Annotated in this window: 14 protein-coding genes and 1 pseudogene; 12 read left to right on the plus strand and 3 right to left on the minus strand. The window is 73.0% G+C overall.

Going from position 1 to position 15,922, the window contains the following annotated elements:
• The 7 genes and pseudogenes from ABZS42_RS22165 to ABZS42_RS22195 form a co-directional block, all read left to right on the plus strand.
• A pseudogene (locus ABZS42_RS22165) lies at positions 1-224 on the plus strand (hypothetical protein); the annotation flags it as partial.
• Between the two features lie 89 nt (positions 225-313).
• Positions 314-736, plus strand: a complete 423-nt coding sequence (locus tag ABZS42_RS22170) for a roadblock/LC7 domain-containing protein (RefSeq protein ID WP_355148121.1) — start codon at positions 314-316, stop codon at positions 734-736.
• The gene (locus ABZS42_RS22175; protein ID WP_355148123.1) at positions 726-1,112 is read left to right on the plus strand and encodes a DUF742 domain-containing protein; all 387 of its coding nucleotides are present in this window, start codon (positions 726-728) and stop codon (positions 1,110-1,112) included. Before ABZS42_RS22170 ends, ABZS42_RS22175 begins: the two co-directional genes overlap by 11 nt.
• A complete protein-coding gene (locus ABZS42_RS22180; RefSeq protein WP_355148125.1) occupies positions 1,093-1,695 on the plus strand; it encodes an ATP/GTP-binding protein in 603 nt (200 codons plus the stop codon). The genes ABZS42_RS22175 and ABZS42_RS22180 overlap by 20 nt, the downstream gene beginning before the upstream one ends.
• Before the next feature lie 149 nt (positions 1,696-1,844).
• Complete coding sequence (locus tag ABZS42_RS22185) at positions 1,845-2,882, plus strand: lactonase family protein (protein ID WP_355148126.1); 1,038 nt, start codon at positions 1,845-1,847, stop codon at positions 2,880-2,882.
• A 144-nt stretch (positions 2,883-3,026) separates the two neighbouring features.
• Positions 3,027-4,778 carry a substrate-binding domain-containing protein gene (locus ABZS42_RS22190; RefSeq protein WP_355148128.1) on the plus strand — a complete coding sequence of 584 codons (1,752 nt, stop codon included), beginning with the start codon at positions 3,027-3,029 and terminating at the stop codon, positions 4,776-4,778.
• A gap of 217 nt (positions 4,779-4,995) precedes the next feature.
• The gene (locus tag ABZS42_RS22195) at positions 4,996-6,480 is read left to right on the plus strand and encodes a sugar transferase (RefSeq protein WP_355148130.1); all 1,485 of its coding nucleotides are present in this window, start codon (positions 4,996-4,998) and stop codon (positions 6,478-6,480) included.
• A gap of 9 nt (positions 6,481-6,489) precedes the next feature.
• Here ABZS42_RS22195 and ABZS42_RS22200 read toward each other — a convergent pair whose 3' ends face one another.
• A complete protein-coding gene (locus ABZS42_RS22200; protein WP_355148131.1) occupies positions 6,490-7,620 on the minus strand; it encodes a PP2C family protein-serine/threonine phosphatase in 1,131 nt (376 codons plus the stop codon).
• Between the two features lie 57 nt (positions 7,621-7,677).
• Between ABZS42_RS22200 and ABZS42_RS22205 the strand changes: the two genes are divergently transcribed.
• The gene (locus ABZS42_RS22205; RefSeq protein ID WP_355148133.1) at positions 7,678-8,250 is read left to right on the plus strand and encodes a MarR family transcriptional regulator; all 573 of its coding nucleotides are present in this window, start codon (positions 7,678-7,680) and stop codon (positions 8,248-8,250) included.
• Between the two features lie 51 nt (positions 8,251-8,301).
• Here the strand turns inward: ABZS42_RS22205 and ABZS42_RS22210 are convergent, their stop codons facing one another.
• Positions 8,302-9,540, minus strand: coding sequence for an ROK family transcriptional regulator (locus ABZS42_RS22210; RefSeq protein ID WP_355148135.1), 1,239 nt, complete (start codon positions 9,538-9,540; stop codon positions 8,302-8,304).
• A gap of 76 nt (positions 9,541-9,616) precedes the next feature.
• Here ABZS42_RS22210 and xylA point away from each other — a divergent pair, with 76 nt between their 5' ends.
• The 4 genes from xylA (at position 9,617) to ABZS42_RS22230 (ending at position 14,178) form a co-directional block, all read left to right on the plus strand.
• Entirely contained in the window at positions 9,617-10,804 is a 1,188-nt protein-coding gene (gene xylA, locus ABZS42_RS22215) for a xylose isomerase (protein WP_355148137.1), read from the plus strand.
• 10 nt (positions 10,805-10,814) lie between these two features.
• Entirely contained in the window at positions 10,815-12,266 is a 1,452-nt protein-coding gene (gene xylB / locus ABZS42_RS22220; RefSeq protein ID WP_355148139.1) for a xylulokinase, read from the plus strand.
• A 162-nt stretch (positions 12,267-12,428) separates the two neighbouring features.
• Positions 12,429-12,689, plus strand: a complete 261-nt coding sequence (locus ABZS42_RS22225; protein WP_355148141.1) for a hypothetical protein — start codon at positions 12,429-12,431, stop codon at positions 12,687-12,689.
• Positions 12,690-12,750: 61 nt separating this feature from the next.
• A complete protein-coding gene (locus ABZS42_RS22230; protein ID WP_355148143.1) occupies positions 12,751-14,178 on the plus strand; it encodes an MFS transporter in 1,428 nt (475 codons plus the stop codon).
• A gap of 50 nt (positions 14,179-14,228) precedes the next feature.
• On the opposite strand, the gene ABZS42_RS22235 is transcribed toward ABZS42_RS22230, so the two are convergent.
• A complete protein-coding gene (locus ABZS42_RS22235; RefSeq protein ID WP_355148245.1) occupies positions 14,229-15,902 on the minus strand; it encodes a glycoside hydrolase family 13 protein in 1,674 nt (557 codons plus the stop codon).
• Positions 15,903-15,922: the final 20 nt, after the last annotated feature.

Here is a 15,922-nt window from a genome sequence, read left to right on the forward strand (position 1 = left end):
CGTCGGAGGAACCTCCGACGCACGCGGCGGCGCCCGAGGCACCGCCGCCGGCCCCGGGCGACGTGGACGGCCTGCCCAGGCGGGTCCGCCAACGGCCCCCGTCCGCCCGCGCCCCGCACCCGGCCGACGAACCGCCGACGCCGCGCGCCCCCGAGGAGGTACGCCGGGTGATGTCGGCGCTGCAGGCGGGCACGGCCCGGGGACGCGCCGCCGGGGCGACCCGCCCCGCGCCTCGTACCGGCCCCCACCCGGCCCCGTCGTCCGACACTCCAGCGGCTGGCGGAGAACCGACCGCGACTGAGAGGGATGCCTAGTGCAGCAATCGACGAAGCAGAGCGCCGACCTCGACTGGCTGCTCGACGATCTGGTGCAACGGGTACCGGCCGCCCGCGAGGCGGTGGTGCTGTCGGCCGACGGGCTGCGCCTCGGGGCCAGCACCGACCTGGACCGGGCCGATGCCGAGCACCTGTGCGCCCTGGCCTCCGGTTTCGCCAGTCTGGCCCGTGGCGCGAGCCGGCACGTCGACGGCGGACCGGTGCGGCAGACCGTGGTGGAGATGGAGTCGGCGTACCTTTTCGTCACCGCCGCCGGGCAGGGCGCCTGCCTCGCCGTCGTCAGCGAGGCGGAGGCGGACCTGGGCCTGGTGGCGTACGAGATGGCGATGCTGGTCATCCGGGTGGGCGAGTACCTGACAGCCCCGGCCCGGCCGACCGTGGGTGCCGTCGATGCTGACTGAGCCGCCCGGGCCGCAGCACGAGTGGCTGGACGACGCCGCCGGCCCGGTCGTCCGTCCCTACACCCTCACCGGTGGCCGGGTCCGTTCCGCCGCCGACGGGTTCGACCTGGTCGCGTTCATTCTGGCGGGGCCGCACGTGAACGCGGCCGATCCGCAGCTGGCGCCGGAGCATCGGCGGCTCGTCGAGCTGACCCATCGGCCGGTGCCGGTGGCGGAACTGGCGGCCGAGTTGGATCTCGCGGTCGGCGTCGTCCGGGTGCTGCTCGGCGACCTCCTCGCGCGCGGCCTGATCGCGGTGCACGAGCCGCTGTCCATGTCCTGCATCCCCGACGACGACATCCTCAAGGCGGTGGTCAGTGGACTCCGTGCGCTATGACCGGACGGGCACCGGCACCCGCGTCCCCCTGGCGTTGAAGATCCTCGTCGCCGGCGGGTTCGGCGCCGGCAAGACGACGCTGGTCAGCGCGTTGAGCGAGGTCCGGCCGTTGCAGACCGAGGAGATCCTCACCGGCGCGGGAGCCGACACCGACGATCTCTCCGGGGTGGAGGGCAAGTCGACCACCACGGTCGCGATGGACTTCGGCCGAATCACCATCAACGACGACCTCCAGCTCTACCTGTTCGGCACCCCTGGGCAGGACCGCTTCTGGTTCCTCTGGGACGAGCTGGCCTTCGGAGCGCTCGGTGCGGTGGTGCTCGCCGACACCCGCCGCCTGGCCGACTGCTTTCCCTCGATCGACTACTTCGAGCAGCGTGGCATTCCGTTCGTGGTGGGGGTGAACTGCTTCGACGGCTCGCGCCGTTTCGACCTGCCGACCGTACGCCGTGCGCTGGACCTCGATCCGGAGGTGCCGCTGGTGCTCTGTGACGCGCGCGACCGGCAGTCCGGGAAGCTGGTGCTGATCAGCCTGGTCGAGCACGTGGCCCGGCAGCGGGGTGAGCCGGTACCCGTGGCCTGAGCCGTGCCGGTGCGCGCCGCCGCCGGCTTCGAAGCCCGCCCTTCGGCCCGCCCGTCCGGGAAGAAGTCACGCACTGATGGCTGACCCGGCCGGTGACGGGGAAGGTCTCTGGTTGGATTTGACGGAGACGTCGGCGAAGGGCGGGGATCGTGAACGGTCGGGGTGAGGTGGTCCACATCGGCTGCTACACGGCGGAGAGCGGTGGGCGCGGCACCGGGATCATGACGGCCCGCCGCGATCCGGCGTCCGGCGCGTTGACGCTGCTGGACACCGTCGCGTCGACCGCCTCGCCGTCCTTCCTCGCCCGCCACCCGAGCCTGCCCGTGCTGTACGCCGTGAACGAGCTGCCGGACGGGGCGGTCAGTGCGTGGCGGGTCGGGTCCGCGGGCGAGCTGACGGCGTTGGCCGCTCGGGCCACCGGGGGTGCTGAGCCGTGCCACCTGGCCGTGCTCCCCGGCGGCGGGCACCTGGTGGCCGCCAACTACGGGGGCGGCAGCGTGACCGTCTTCCCGCTCGATTCCTCGGGGGTTCCCGGTGAGCGCAGCGACCTGGTGGTGCACGAGGGGCACGGCCCCGACCCGCAGCGCCAGGACCGGGCGCACACGCACATGGTCTCCCCGGCTCCCACCAACGGTCCGCTGCTCGCGGTCGACCTCGGGACCGACTCGGTCTACCGGTACGACCTGGACGGGGCCACCGGCCGGCTGGTGCCCCGAGCGCCGCGGGTGCACGCGGCGGCCGGATCGGGCCCCCGGCATCTGGCCCGTCACCCGGACGGGCGGCGCTGTTACCTGGTGGGCGAGTTGGACGGGACGGTCACCGCGTACGAGCTGACCGCCGACGGGTCGCTGCACCGGCGTACCCGGGTCGAGGCGAGTGGACGGCCCGGGCACGTGCAGCCGTCGGAGGTCGCGGTGCGGCCGGACGGGGATTTCCTCTACGTCGCCAACCGGGGCGTCGGCACCGTCGCCGTCTTCGACCTGCGGGGCGACCGACCGGAACTGGTGGGCGAGATGGACACCGGTGGGGAATGGCCCCGCCACTTCGCGTTGCTCGGTGAGCATCTCTACGTGGCGGACGAGCGGGCGCACATGGTCCGCGCGTTCTCGGTGGACCGATCGACGGGTGTGCTCGAGGCGGTCGGTGAGCCGCTGTCGGTGCCGAGCCCGACGTGTGTGCTGCCCTGAGCCGGGCGCGAATCGATCATTCAGCCACCCCACGGGATCGGATGTTCACGCTCTGTTGCTAAACGTTGATCAACTGTTTCTCCTGCGTAACTTTCGTACGAACGGTTATGGCAGTTCAGGGAATGGGTACGCAAGATTGTCTGCGTGTCTGCAGGCCGCCATCGCATGCGTTCGAAGATTCCCGGAGTCGCCGCCACCGCATCGGCGACGGCGCTCGTCGTTGTTGCGGCGGGTGCCTGGTTCGGTTACCGGGAGTTGATACAACCATCCTGTTCGGGGCAGATCCAGCTCTCGGTGGCGGTCTCCGCTGAGCTGGCCCCCGCAGTCGACGCCGCCGCTGGACAGTGGGTGAAGGACGGTGCAGCGGTCGGGGGCACCTGCATCGCGGTCGACGTCACCGCCAGTGAGCCGGTCGACGTCGCCGCGGTGGTGGCGGGCAAGCACGGGGCGGTCCTGGCCGGTGTGGGTCAGGCCAGCGGCACGGCGGTCGCGCCGGACGTCTGGATCCCGGACTCGTCGACCTGGTTGGTGCGACTCAAGAAGGAGGCGACGGCGTTCGCGCCGACCAACGGCGCCTCGATCGCGCGCAGCCCGGTGGTAGTCGCGATGCCCCAACCGATCGCCAGCCGGCTGGGCTGGCCGAACGCGAAGCTGAAGTGGACCGACCTGCTCAAGCAGGTGAACAGCAGCAAGCCGCTCTCCACGGGCATCGTCGAACCCACCCGCGACGCCGCCGGCCTGTCCGGACTGATGTCGTTGACCGCCGCGGCGAGCGGTGCCGGCGGCGACCAGCAGACCACGGTGGGTGCGTTGCGCGCCCTGGCGACGGGTCGTTCCGCCCTGCGGAACGACCTGCTCGCGCGGTTCCCGAAGTCGACCGACTCGGCGGCGATCGCGAGCGGGCTCGGCGCGGCGGCGCTCTCCGAAGAAGACGTCATCGCATACAACAAGACGAAGCCCCCGGTCCCGCTGGCCGCGCTCTACCTGGAGCCGACGCCGGCTCCGCTGGACTACCCGTTCGCCGTGCTGCCCGGCGTCGAGCCGGACAAGGCTTCGGCCGCACGGGTGCTCTTCGAACTCCTGACCACCGCGAACTTCCGGGACCGGCTGGCCGCGCAGGGCCTGCGGGCGCCGGACGGCACCTTCGGTGCCGGGTTCGAGGCGCCGGAGGGTGCCCCCGGCCCCGCCGGACCCTCGGCCCCGCCGAGCGGCGGCGGAACCGCGGCCGGGGGGCTGGACGGCGACTCGATCGACCGCGTCGTCTCCAGCTGGTCGATCGCCACCCAGACCGGCCGGATGCTCGCCGTCATCGACGTCTCCGGCTCGATGAAGGCGGCAGTGCCGGCTGCCAACAACCGCAGCCGCGAAGAGGTCACGGTCGAGGCGGCCCGCCGCGGCCTCGGCCTCTTCGACGACTCGTGGTCGATCGGGCTCTGGACCTTCTCCACGAACCTGGTCGGGAGCCGGGACTACAAGGAACTGGTAGGCATAGCGCCGCTCTCCGGCAACCGGGGCAAGTTGGAGTCGACGCTGAGCGCCATCCGGCCCTCGAACGGTGACACCGGCCTCTACGACACCATCCTCGCGGCCTACAAGACGGTGCAGGGCGACTGGCAGGCGGGCCGGGTGAACTCGGTGGTGCTCTTCACCGACGGCAAGAACGACGACAAGTCCGGCATCTCCCAGGCGAAGCTGCTCGCGGAACTGAAGCGGCTGGCCGATCCGGAGCGGCCGGTGCAGGTCATCCTGATCGGTATCGGTGACGGCGTCAGCAAGGCGGAGCTCGACTCGATCACGAAGGAGACCGGTGGCGGAAGCTTCGTCGCCAAGAACCCCACCGAGATCGGGGGCATCTTCCTGAAGGCCATCGCGTTGCGTCCCCCGGCGCCGCGCTGACCGGCGGCACAACAGACCGAGGGGCCCGTCGTACCGAGAATCCGGTACGACGGGCCCTGTTTCGTCGGTACCCACGGCGAGGAAAAGTGACGGCAATACGTCGAAAGCAATCGGCCGCCATGGTTGTCAGGGAGGATGTCGACGTGCCCCGGCGCCGTCGGCCCCTGCCCGGCCCGATCGTCGACCCGGGGCCGTCCTGAGCGAAGTGGGAGGGCTGGTGACCTCGGCTACGCTGTTGACCCCTGCCAGGACGCCGTGGACTCCGGAGGGCACCCCGTCCGGAGCCGCGACCCGCATCGACGAACGGGCCTACATCCGGCTCCTCGTCGTGCTGGACAGCGTCGTTCTGACCATCGCCCTGCTGGTCGGTTACCTCGCCCGGTTCGGCGACGAGGAGCCGAGCGGCTCGAAGGTCCCCTATGTGCTGGTGGCCCCCGGGCTGGTGCTCCTCTGGCTGGTCTCACTGAAGGCGCTGGGCTGCTACGACGACCGGGTGATCGGCTACGGCGCGGACGAGTACCGCCGGGTGAGCGCCGCGAGTCTGCGTCTGGCCGGCGGGATCGCCATCGTCGGCTACGTGGCCGACCTGGGCGTGTCCCGAGGCTTCCTGGCGATCTCGTTCGCCGTCGGCACCCTCGGCCTGGAGGCGGCCCGGTTCGGCGCCCGCAAGCGGCTGCACCGGGCGCGCTCGCGGGGTAGCGGCTGGTCGCGCAAGGTCCTGGTGGTCGGCGAGACCGCGCACGTGCTGGAGCTGGTGCAGACCCTGCGGCGTGAGCCGTACGCCGGCTATCACGTGGTCGGGGCCTGCATCCCGGACGCGTTGCTCGCCCCGGTGCCCCAGCGGCTCGGTGACGTGCCGGTGGTCGGGTCCTTCCGGGGCATCCCCGAGGCGGCCACCGCGATCGGCGCGGACACCGTCGCCGTCACCGCGTCCGGCGAGCTGACCGCAACGCGGCTGCGCCGGCTCGGCTGGCAGCTCGAGGGCACCGGGGTCGACCTGGTCGTCGCTCCGGCGCTGACCGACGTCGCCGGTCCCCGTATCCACACCCGCCCGGTCGCCGGCCTGCCACTGATCCACGTCGAGGCGCCGGAGTTCCGCGGCACGCGCAAACTGGTCAAGGGTTTCGTCGACCGATCCGCCGCCCTGGTCGCGTTGACCCTGCTGCTGCCGATCCTGGCGATCATCGCGCTGGCCATCCGGCTGGACAGTCGCGGCCCGGTGCTGTTCCGCCAGACCCGGGTCGGCCGGGGTGGTGGCGAGTTCGGGGTGTGGAAGTTCCGCACGATGGTGGTCAACGCCGACGCTCTGCTGACCGAGCTGACCGCCAGCAACGAGACCGACGGCCTGATGTTCAAGATGCGCGACGACCCGCGCGTCACCCGGGTCGGCCGGCTGCTGCGCAAGTGGTCACTGGACGAGCTGCCACAGCTGGTCAACGTCCTGCTCGGCCAGATGAGTCTGGTCGGCCCCCGGCCGCCGTTGCCGTCCGAGGTGGCCCGCTACGACGGAGACGTGGCCCGCCGGCTGCTGGTCAAGCCGGGCATGACCGGGCTCTGGCAGGTCAGCGGCCGGTCCGACCTGAGCTGGGAGGACGGCATCCGCCTCGATCTCTACTACGTGGAGAACTGGTCGCTCGCGGCCGACCTCACCATCCTCTGGAAGACCTTCGGTGCGGTGGTCAACGGCCGTGGGGCGTACTGAGCGGGCGGGTCAGGGCTGCTGGCCGGTCCAGTCCACGCAGACGACGACGGCGTCGTCGACCAGGTCGCCGGCCACGAACGCGCGTAGGTCTCCGATGAGTGAACGGACCGCGTTCAGCGGCTCCATGGGCCCGGTACGACGGAGGAAACGCTCCATCGCCATCTCGCCGTAGCGGCCGTGCTGCCCGACCGCGTCGATCACCCCGTCGCTGAGCACGAAGAGCCGCTCCCCCCGGTGCAGCGGGAAGCGCTGCTCCCGGTAGTCGGTCGCCTCGAACATGCCGAGCGGGAACTGGGCCTCCAGCTCCTGGCCGGTGACGTCGCCGTCGCGGACGCGTACCAGCCGGGGGGATCCGGCGTCGACCGCCGTCATCACTCCGCTGCGCAGGTCGAGCTCCAGCAGCAGGGCGGAGAGGTACTGGTCACCCCGGTACAGGTCGTAGATCGCCTGGTCGGCCAGGGCGGCCTGGTCGGCCAGGGCGAGCCGGGCCCGGCGGGCGTTGCGCAGCGCGCTGGTGGCCAGCGCGGTCAGCATCGACGCCGCGACGCCCTCACCCGTTCCGTTGACGACGGCGATCCAGAGTTGTTCCCCGTCGTCGGACCAGTCGAAGCTGTCGCCCCGCACCGCGTACGCCGGCTCCAGTTGCCCGGCCAGCCCGAACGCGGGTCGGGTGCGGCTGCGCCCAGGCAGCAGCTCCCACTGCATCTCCGCGGCGAGGGTCAGGCGCCGACTGCGGCGGGCGGTGCGGTAGACGTCGGTACCGGCGGCGACGGCGGCCAGTTCGTGCGCGAGCGTGGTGGCGATCTCGGTCAGCTCGTCGCGTACGGCCGGTTCGTCGGGTACCGGGGCCAGGCGCAGCACACCACGCTGCTCGCCCCGCATGGTCACCGGGAAGTACCCGGTCGTGCCGTCGAGCACCGGCTCCTGATGATCGAAGCAGCGCCAGGCGGGATGCCCCGGACCGGTGATCCCCGTACCCTCGGCTAGCGGTAGCAGGACCGCGAGCCGGTAGTCGACCTGGAACAGTTCGGTGGCGGTGATCCCGTACCGCTCGGCGAGGACGTCGGCGACCGCGTCGACCAGCCGGTGGGCCGGCGCGACGATTAGGGCTTCTCGTGCCTGATCGGCCGGTTCGCTCACTGCTACTCCTCGCTCAGCGGCTCGTTCGCCGGGTCTGCGGAGTACTCTCGGGCCACCATGGCCGAACTGCACGATCCACGGGACTCCGCGCTGAGTACCGCCGCTGCGCTGGACGCGGCGGCGGGTGCACTACTCACCGTATGGGAAGCGGCGCGGGAACGGACGACCAGCCGCGTCTCCGGCGCCCAGTTGCGCGCGGTGATGGTGGTCGAACAGCATGACGGGATCAACCTGCGTCGGCTGGCCAGCCGGCTGGACATGTTGCTCAGCTCGGCCAGCCGGCTCTGCGACCGCCTCGTGGCCGCCGGGATGCTGGAGCGCGAGCCGGGACGGCTCGATCGCCGGGAGATCGCGCTGCACCTCACCCCGGAGGCCCGCCGCCTCCTCAGCGAGCTGCGGGAGGACCGGCGGGAGCAGCTCGCCCGGATCCTTTCCGGGATGACCGCGCAGGGCCGGGAGGCGCTGCTGCACGGCATGCGCGAGTTCGACGAGACTGCCCGCCGGCAGGAGGCGGAGTCCGCCCCGGTGGAGCCGGTGCCGGTCCGGCCGGACGGGTTCGAGAGCGACGACGCGACCTTGCCGGCACCTCGCGACTGGTCGGACGGGTCACCGGTGGCGCGTACCGCCTGACCGGCCGCACGCCGGGTGGCTCCACATCCGGATCTGCCCGGCGCGGGTCGCTCAGCCGGTGCGCGCGAGCCAGCCGGCCGGGCGCGCGATGATCCGGCGGACCACCGAGCCGGCCGCTCCGACCGCGGCGGCGTCGGCGCCGAGGGCCGCCGGTCGTACGGTGACCGGTGACCAGGCGGCGGTGAGCACCCGGCGGGAGATCTCGTCGAGCACCGGTGGGCGCAGCCACGGGGTGAGCGGGGCGTAGCCGCCGCCGAGCACCACGGTGTCCAGGTCGAGCAGGTTCACCACCGAGGCGACCGCGATGCCGAGCGCGGTGCCGGCCTCCCGCAGCGCGCGCAGCGCGTCCACGGAGCCGGTCTCGGCGAGTTCGGTCAGCCGGACGGAGGCCGTGTCGGCCGGCAGGTCGGCCCGGTCCAGCCCGGCGGCGGCCAGGATCGCCTCCTGCCCGGCGTACTGCTCCAGGCAGCCGCGTCCGCCGCAGCTGCAGGCCCGCCCCGCGGAGTGGACCGGGATGTGCCCGATCTCGCCGCTCCATCCTCGGGCGCCGCGGAAGAGGTCGCCGTCCAGCACGATGCCGGCGCCGATGCCGACCTCACCGGAGATGTGCAGGAAGCTGGCCGGCCCGCCGGAGCCGGCGTGCAGCTCGCCGAGGGCGGAGAGGTTCGCCTCGTTGTCGACCACGATCGGGGGTATGCCGTCGACCCGTTCGGTCAGCGGAGGCAGTCCGGCGAGCAGCGCCGGCACCGGCACGTCCCGCCAGCCGAGGTTGGGCGCGAGCCGGACCGTGCCGGCGTCGTCGACCAGCCCGGGCACGCCGAGCGCTGCTCCGGCCAGGGTGAGTCCCTGTGCCGCGGCCTCGGCCCGGGCCTGGCCGGCCAGCTCGACCAGCCGGCGGAGCGCGTCGGCGGGGGAGACCGGCCGCAGGTCGGCGCGGTGCACGGTGTGGTGCCGTACCCGGCCGGCGAGATCGACCACGCAGACGGCCAGGTAGTCGACGTTGATCTCCAGCCCGAGACCGGCCGGCCCGTTGCCGGCGAGCACGAGCCCGCGGGCCGGGCGTCCCGCCCCGGACCGCGGCGCCGGTTCGGCCTCGGTGACCAGCCGGCCGGTGATCAGGTCCTCGACGAGCGCGGAGACGGTGGCCCGGGTGAGACCGGTCTCGGTGGCGAGGACGGCCCGGGACGGCGGGCGGTCGGCGGTGGCGATCCGGCCGAGCACCACGGCTAGGTTGAGCTCACGCAGGCTGCCCTGGCGGACCGCGCCGACGGGACCGGGGGTAGGGGTCACCCCTTGACAGTGCCACAGGTCAGCCAAATAATTCAATCGCTGAACAAATAGCCGACCCCACCCCTCGGAGGCTGCCATGGCACCCCGTCCCACTCCCGCCGACAAGTTCTCCTTCGGGCTCTGGACCGTGGGCTGGCAGGCCCGTGACCCGTTCGGCGACGCCACCCGTCCGGAGCTCGACGCGGTCGAGGCGGTGCACCGGCTCGCGGAGCTCGGCGCGTACGGCATCACGTTCCACGACGACGACCTGATCCCGTTCGGCGCCGACGCCGCCACCCGCGACCAGCACATCGCCCGGTTCCGCAAGGCCCTCGACGAGACCGGCATGGTCGTTCCGATGGTCACCACCAACCTCTTCACCCACCCGGTCTTCAAGGACGGCGGCTTCACCAGCAACGACCGCGACGTCCGCCGCTACGCGCTGCGCAAGGTGCTGCGCAACGTCGATCTCGCCGCCGAACTCGGTGCCAAGACGTTCGTGATGTGGGGCGGCCGGGAGGGCTCCGAGTACGACGTCGCCAAGGACGTCCAGGCCGCGCTGGAGCGCTACCGCGAGGCCGTCGACCTGCTCACCCAGTACGTCGTCGACCGCGGGTACGACCTGCGCTTCGCGCTCGAGCCCAAGCCGAACGAGCCGCGCGGTGACATCCTGCTGCCCACCGTCGGGCACGCGCTCGCCTTCATCTCCACCCTGGCCCACCCGGAGCTGGTCGGCCTCAACCCCGAGGTCGGCCACGAGCAGATGGCCGGGCTGAACTATGCCCACGGCATCGCCCAGGCGCTCTGGCAGGGCAAGCTGTTCCACCTCGACCTCAACGGCCAGCGCGGCATCAAGTACGACCAGGATCTGGTCTTCGGCCACGGTGACCTGATGAACGCGTTCGCCCTGGTCGACCTGCTGGAGAACGGTGGTCCCGGGGGCGGGCCCGCGTACGACGGCCCCCGGCACTTCGACTACAAGCCCTCCCGCACCGAGGACATCGCCGGGGTCTGGGCGTCGGCCGAGGCGAACATGGCGACCTACCTGCTGCTCAAGGAGCGGGCCGCGGCGTTCCGCGCCGACCCGGAGGTGGCCGAGGCGCTGGCCGTCAGCAAGGTGGGGGAGCTGGCCACGCCGACCCTGGGCGACGGGGAGAGCTACGCCGAGCTGCTGAACGACCGCTCCGCCTTCGAGGAGTTCGACGTGGACGCGGCCGCCGCTCGTGGCTTCGGTTTCGTCCGGCTCAACCAGCTCGCCGTCGAGCACCTGCTCGGCGCGCGCTGAGGCGGTCGCCATGCCGCTCGTAGCGGGGGTGGACTCGTCCACCCAGTCGTGCAAGGTCGTGATCCGGGACGCGGAGACGGGGGCGCTGGTCCGTCAGGGCCGCGCCCCGCACCCGGACGGGACCGAGGTCGACCCGGCCGCGTGGTGGACGGCGCTGCGGGCGGCGGTCGACGCCGCCGGCGGGCTGGCCGACGTGGCGGCCGTCTCCATCGGCGGCCAGCAGCACGGCATGGTCGCCCTGAACGAGGCCGGCCAGGTGGTCCGGCCGGCGCTGCTGTGGAACGACACCCGCTCGGCCGACGCGGCCGAGGACCTGATCGGCGAGGCGGGCGGCGGCGAGACCGGCCGGCGGTTCTGGGCGGACGCCGTCGGCAGCGTGCCGGTGGCCAGCTTCACAGCCACGAAGCTGCGCTGGCTGGCCCGGCACGAGCCGGAGCACGCCGCCCGGGTCGCCGCGGTCTGCCTGCCGCACGACTGGCTCACCTGGCGGCTGGCCGGGGCACCCGGTCTCGCCGGGCTGCGTACCGACCGCGGTGACGCCAGCGGCACCGGCTACTGGTCACCGGCCACCGGCGAATACCGGTTCGACCTGCTGGAACGGGCCTTCGGCCGGCGCCTCGCGGTGCCGACGGTGCTCGGCCCCCGCGAGACCGCGGGGGAACTGCACCCGGGCGCGCTGGCCACCGACGGGGTACCGGCGGGGCCGGCCGGCAGCGGAGTGCTGCTCGGCCCGGGCACCGGCGACAACGCCGCGGCGGCGCTCGGCGTGGGCGCCGGCCCCGGCGACGTGGTGGTCTCGATCGGCACGTCGGGCACCGTGTTCAGCGTCGCCTCGGGACCGTCCGCCGATTCCACCGGCATCGTGGCCGGTTTCGCCGACGCCACCGGCCGGTTCCTACCGCTGGTCTGCACGCTCAACGCGGCGCGGGTGCTGGACGCCGCCGCGTCGATGCTGCGGGTCGACCTGGACGAGCTGGCCGACCTGGCGCTCGCCGCGCCGGCCGGCGCGGACGGGCTGGTCATGGTCCCGTACCTGGAAGGGGAGCGGACCCCGAACCGGCCTACCGCCACCGGCGCCGTGCACGGGCTGACCCTGCGCAACTCGACTCCGGGCCACCTCGCCCGGGCCGCCGTGGAAGGGATGCTCTCCGCGCTCGCCGACGGGCTCGACGCGCTCGTCGCTCAGGGCGCCGAGGTCCGTCGGGTGATCCTCGTCGGTGGTGGGGCCCGCTCGATCGCGGTGCGGCGTATCGCGCCGCAGGTGTTCGGCTGCCGGGTGGTCGTGCCGCCGCCCGGCGAGTACGTCGCCGACGGCGCCGCACGCCAGGCCGCGTGGGTCGCCCTGGGTGGTGACCGGCCACCGGCGTGGCAGCTCGACGGCACCGAGGAGTACGCCGCCGAGCCGGTCCCCGCGATCCGGGAGCGGTACGCCGTCGCCCGGGACCACGTCATCGAGCGCTGAGCGGTTCCCGGGGCGGGTGGACGCCCGCCCCGGGAACGCACCGCTCGTCGTCTCCGCAGTGGCCGGAGGGCACAGCCTTCCGCGCCGGCCGGAGGGCACCTCGCCCGGCCCGGCGACGCCATGGGCTGTACGCGTACCGCGCCCGTCGGGGATGATCTTCACGTGCCCTGCCTGCCGTCGGCTCCGTGGACCGGACCGATCACCACGAACGAGGACCTGTCGCGGCTCCACCGCGCGATCGTCCGCCTCGGCCGGTGCACGGCCCGGGTCGGACCGTTGTCGTACGCGGAGGCGACCGCCTGGCTGGGCGACGACGCGGCCGCCGTGCCGACGGGCCGTGCCACCCTTGCCGAGCGGTACGCGCTGCGCGCCGCTGCGCCGGTCGCGGCGGAGCCGACCGTGACGATCGGCGGTCACCTGTGAAACGGATCTGCCTCGGCGGGCCGCCGCCCGCTCCTGTCCCGAGGCTGCTTGGCTGCACGGCATGGCCATGAGCCGGGGTGGGAGAGCGCGCGCCTGGGGCGGGACCGCGGTGCACCGCGGTTACAGCGTCGTGGTCTTCGTGCTGCTCGCCTCGCTGGACAACGTGGCGATCGGGCTGGTCCCACCGTTGTACGGCCCCATCGCCGACGCGTTCGAAGTGCCCCAGCGGCTGCTCGGCCTGGTCACCGCCGCGACGTTCGTGGTGAGCGCGGCGGCGGCCGTCGGCTGGGCGTACGTCGGCGACCGGGCGAACCGCAAGCCACTGCTCATGGCCGGCACCCTGATCTGGGCGGTGGGCACCGGGGGCGGCGCCCTGGCCGGGAACTACCTGACGTTCCTGGTCGCGCAGGTGATCGCGGCGGTCGGCCTCGGCGCGGTCGGCTCGGTCGGGTTCTCCGTGGTCACCGACCTGATCTCGCCCCGCCGCAGGGGTCTGGTGATGAGCTTCTGGGGGCTGTCCCAGGGGGTCGGCACGCTGGCCGGCACGCTGGTCGCCGGCCTGCTCGGGAGCGTGGACTGGCGCCGGCCGTTCCTGGTGCTCGCCGTCGTCGGCCTGGCGGCCACGGTGGCGTACCTGTTCACCTACGACATCCGGCGCGGCCAGAGCGAACCGGAACTGGTCGACGCGCTCGCCGCCGGGGCCGACTACGACTACCGGATCAGCCGGGCCGACCTGCCGCGGATCCTCGCCCGGCGGACCAACCGCTGGCTCATCCTGCAGGGGCTGACCGCACAGGCCGCGTTCGGTTCGCTGGTCTGGCTGCCGGTGCTCTTCACCGAGCGGGCCGAGGCCCAGGGCCTCTCGACCGCCACCGCCGTGCTGGTGGGCAGCGTCTTCGCCACGCTGTTCCAGCTCGGCGGGGTCTTCTCGATCGTGGGCGGGCTGGTGGGCGACGCGGTGCAGCGGCGTACGCCACGGGGGCGGGGTCTGGTCGCGGCGGTCGGCATCCTCGCCGCGGTGCCGCTCTACCTGGTGTTGTTCTTCGTGCCGATGCGTATCGACGTGCCGGACGGGGCGAGCGCCGGCGCGGTGATCGCGGCCGTGCTGGCCAGCGTGGTGACCGAGCCGACGGTCGGGTTCGGCCTGCTGACCGCCGTGGTCGCGCTCGCCCTCACCTCGGCGAACTCGCCGAACTGGTTCGCACTCATCGCCGACGTCAATCCGCCGGAGCACCGCGGCACGGTCTACAGCCTCGGCAACCTGGTCAACGGTGTCGGCCGGGCATCGGGCAACGGGCTGGTCGGAGCGGCCTTCCCGGTGCTGCAGACGGCCTTCCCGCCGCCACTGAACTACGCCGTCGGGCTGGCCGCGTTCCAGCTCCTCTTCGTGCCCACCGGCGTCATGTACTGGTTCGCCGCACGCCACTCACCGGCCGACATCGCGGCGGTGCGCGGCCTGTTGCACGAACGCGCCGAGCGCCTGGAGTGAACGAGGGCCCCGGTCGACGCCGAGCGTCGGCCGGGGCCCGAGTCGACCGGTCAGGCGCGGAACCAGACCGTCACGTCGGTCGGCACCGCCCCGTCGTCGGTCAGCGGCTCGCTCGCGTGCAGCACCTCGGCGCCGGACGGCAGCGACACCGGCGGCTCGCCGAAGTTGGTGAGCACGGTCAGGTCGCCGTTGTCGAAGGTCAACACGGTGTCGCCGGACTCACGCCAGCGCAGCGTGCCCTGGCCCAGGCCGTACTCCCGGCGCAGCCGCAGGGCGGTCCGGTACATCTCGTACGTCGAGCCGGGCACCTCCCGCTGCCGGTCCAGGGCGTACTCGGCCCAGACCTCCGGCTGCGGCAGCCAGCTCGCGTCGGTCGGGCCGAAGCCGTACGACGGCGCGTCGGCCTCCCACGGGATCGGCACCCGGCAGCCGTCGCGGCCGCGCTGGGTGTGCCCGCTACGGGCCCAGGTCGGGTCCTGGCGGGCCTCGTCGGGCATCGTGGTGTGCTCCGGCAGCCCTAGCTCCTCACCCTGGTACAGGTAGGCCGAGCCGGGCAGGGCGAGCATCAGCAGGGTGGCCGCCCGGGCCCGGCGCAGGCCGAGCGCGGCGTCCGGCTGCGGGTCGCCGGCGCCGATGCCGTTCGGGCGCGGCGTACCGATCGGCAGGCCGAGACGGGAGGCGTGCCGCACCACGTCGTGGTTGGAGAGCACCCAGGTGGTCGGGGCTCCGACCGAGTCGGTCGCCTCCAGCGAGCGGGTGATCACCGCGTACTGGGCGGGCGCGGTCCAGGCAGCGAGGAGGTACTCGAAGTTGAACGCCTGATGCATCTCGTCGGGCCGCACGTAGCGGACGAGCCGCTCGGCCGGCTCCACCCAGGCCTCGGCGACGAGGATCCGCTCACCCGGGTAGCCGTCCAGCACCCGGCGCCAGTCGCGGTAGATCTCGTGCACCCCGTCCTGGTCCCACATGGGCGGGCGGGGCCGGTCCGCCTCGTTGCCGGAGAGGATCTCCTGCGGCTCCTGCCAGTCGGCCAGGTCGGCCTGCTTGATGAGACCGTGCGCCACGTCGACCCGGAAACCGTCCACCCCCCGGTCGAGCCAGAACCGCAGGACGTCGAGGAACTCCGTACGCACCTCGGGGTTGTCCCAGTTCAGGTCCGGCTGGCCGGTGTCGAACAGGTGCAGGTACCACTGGCCGGGCCGGCCGTCGGGTTCGACGACGCGGGTCCATGCCGGTCCGCCGAAGACGCTCTGCCAGTCGTTCGGCGGCTGCTCGCCGTCCGGGCCCCGGCCGTCACGGAAGACGTACCGGCTGCGTTCGAGGCTGCCCGGCGCGGTGGCCAGGGCGGCGGTGAACCACGGGTGCGCCGACGAGGTGTGGCTGGGTACGAGGTCGACGATCACCCGCAGACCACGGGAGTGCGCCTCGGCGATCAGCTTGTCCGCGTCCGGCAACCGGCCGAAGAGCGGGTCGACGTCGCGGTAGTCGGCCACGTCGTACCCGGCGTCCGCCTGGGGCGAGGGGTAGAAGGGGGAGAGCCACACCGCGTCGACGCCCAACTCGACGAGGTGGTCGAGGCGGGCGGTGATGCCGGGCAGGTCCCCGATCCCGTCCCCGTTCGAGTCGGCGAACGAGCGCGGGTAGATCTGGTAGATGACCGCTTCGGTCCACCAGCCGGCGATCGGGCCGCCGGACCGGTCTTCCTTGCTCACGTTGCTGTTCAGGGCCTTCTCCCGTGTGTCGT

The sequence above is a fragment of the Micromonospora sp. NPDC005367 genome (assembly GCF_040606825.1).
GTDB lineage: Bacteria > Actinomycetota > Actinomycetes > Mycobacteriales > Micromonosporaceae > Micromonospora.

Excerpts from the sequence above, each read along its gene's own strand:
- ABZS42_RS22175 (WP_355148123.1), top strand. The coding sequence starts at position 726 with ATGCTGACTGAGCCGCCCGGGCCGCAGCACGAGTGGCTGGACGACGCC.
- ABZS42_RS22205 (WP_355148133.1), top strand. The coding sequence starts at position 7,678 with ATGGCCGAACTGCACGATCCACGGGACTCCGCGCTGAGTACCGCCGCT.
- xylA (WP_355148137.1), top strand. The coding sequence starts at position 9,617 with ATGGCACCCCGTCCCACTCCCGCCGACAAGTTCTCCTTCGGGCTCTGG.
- xylB (WP_355148139.1), top strand. The coding sequence starts at position 10,815 with ATGCCGCTCGTAGCGGGGGTGGACTCGTCCACCCAGTCGTGCAAGGTC.
- ABZS42_RS22230 (WP_355148143.1), top strand. The coding sequence starts at position 12,751 with ATGGCCATGAGCCGGGGTGGGAGAGCGCGCGCCTGGGGCGGGACCGCG.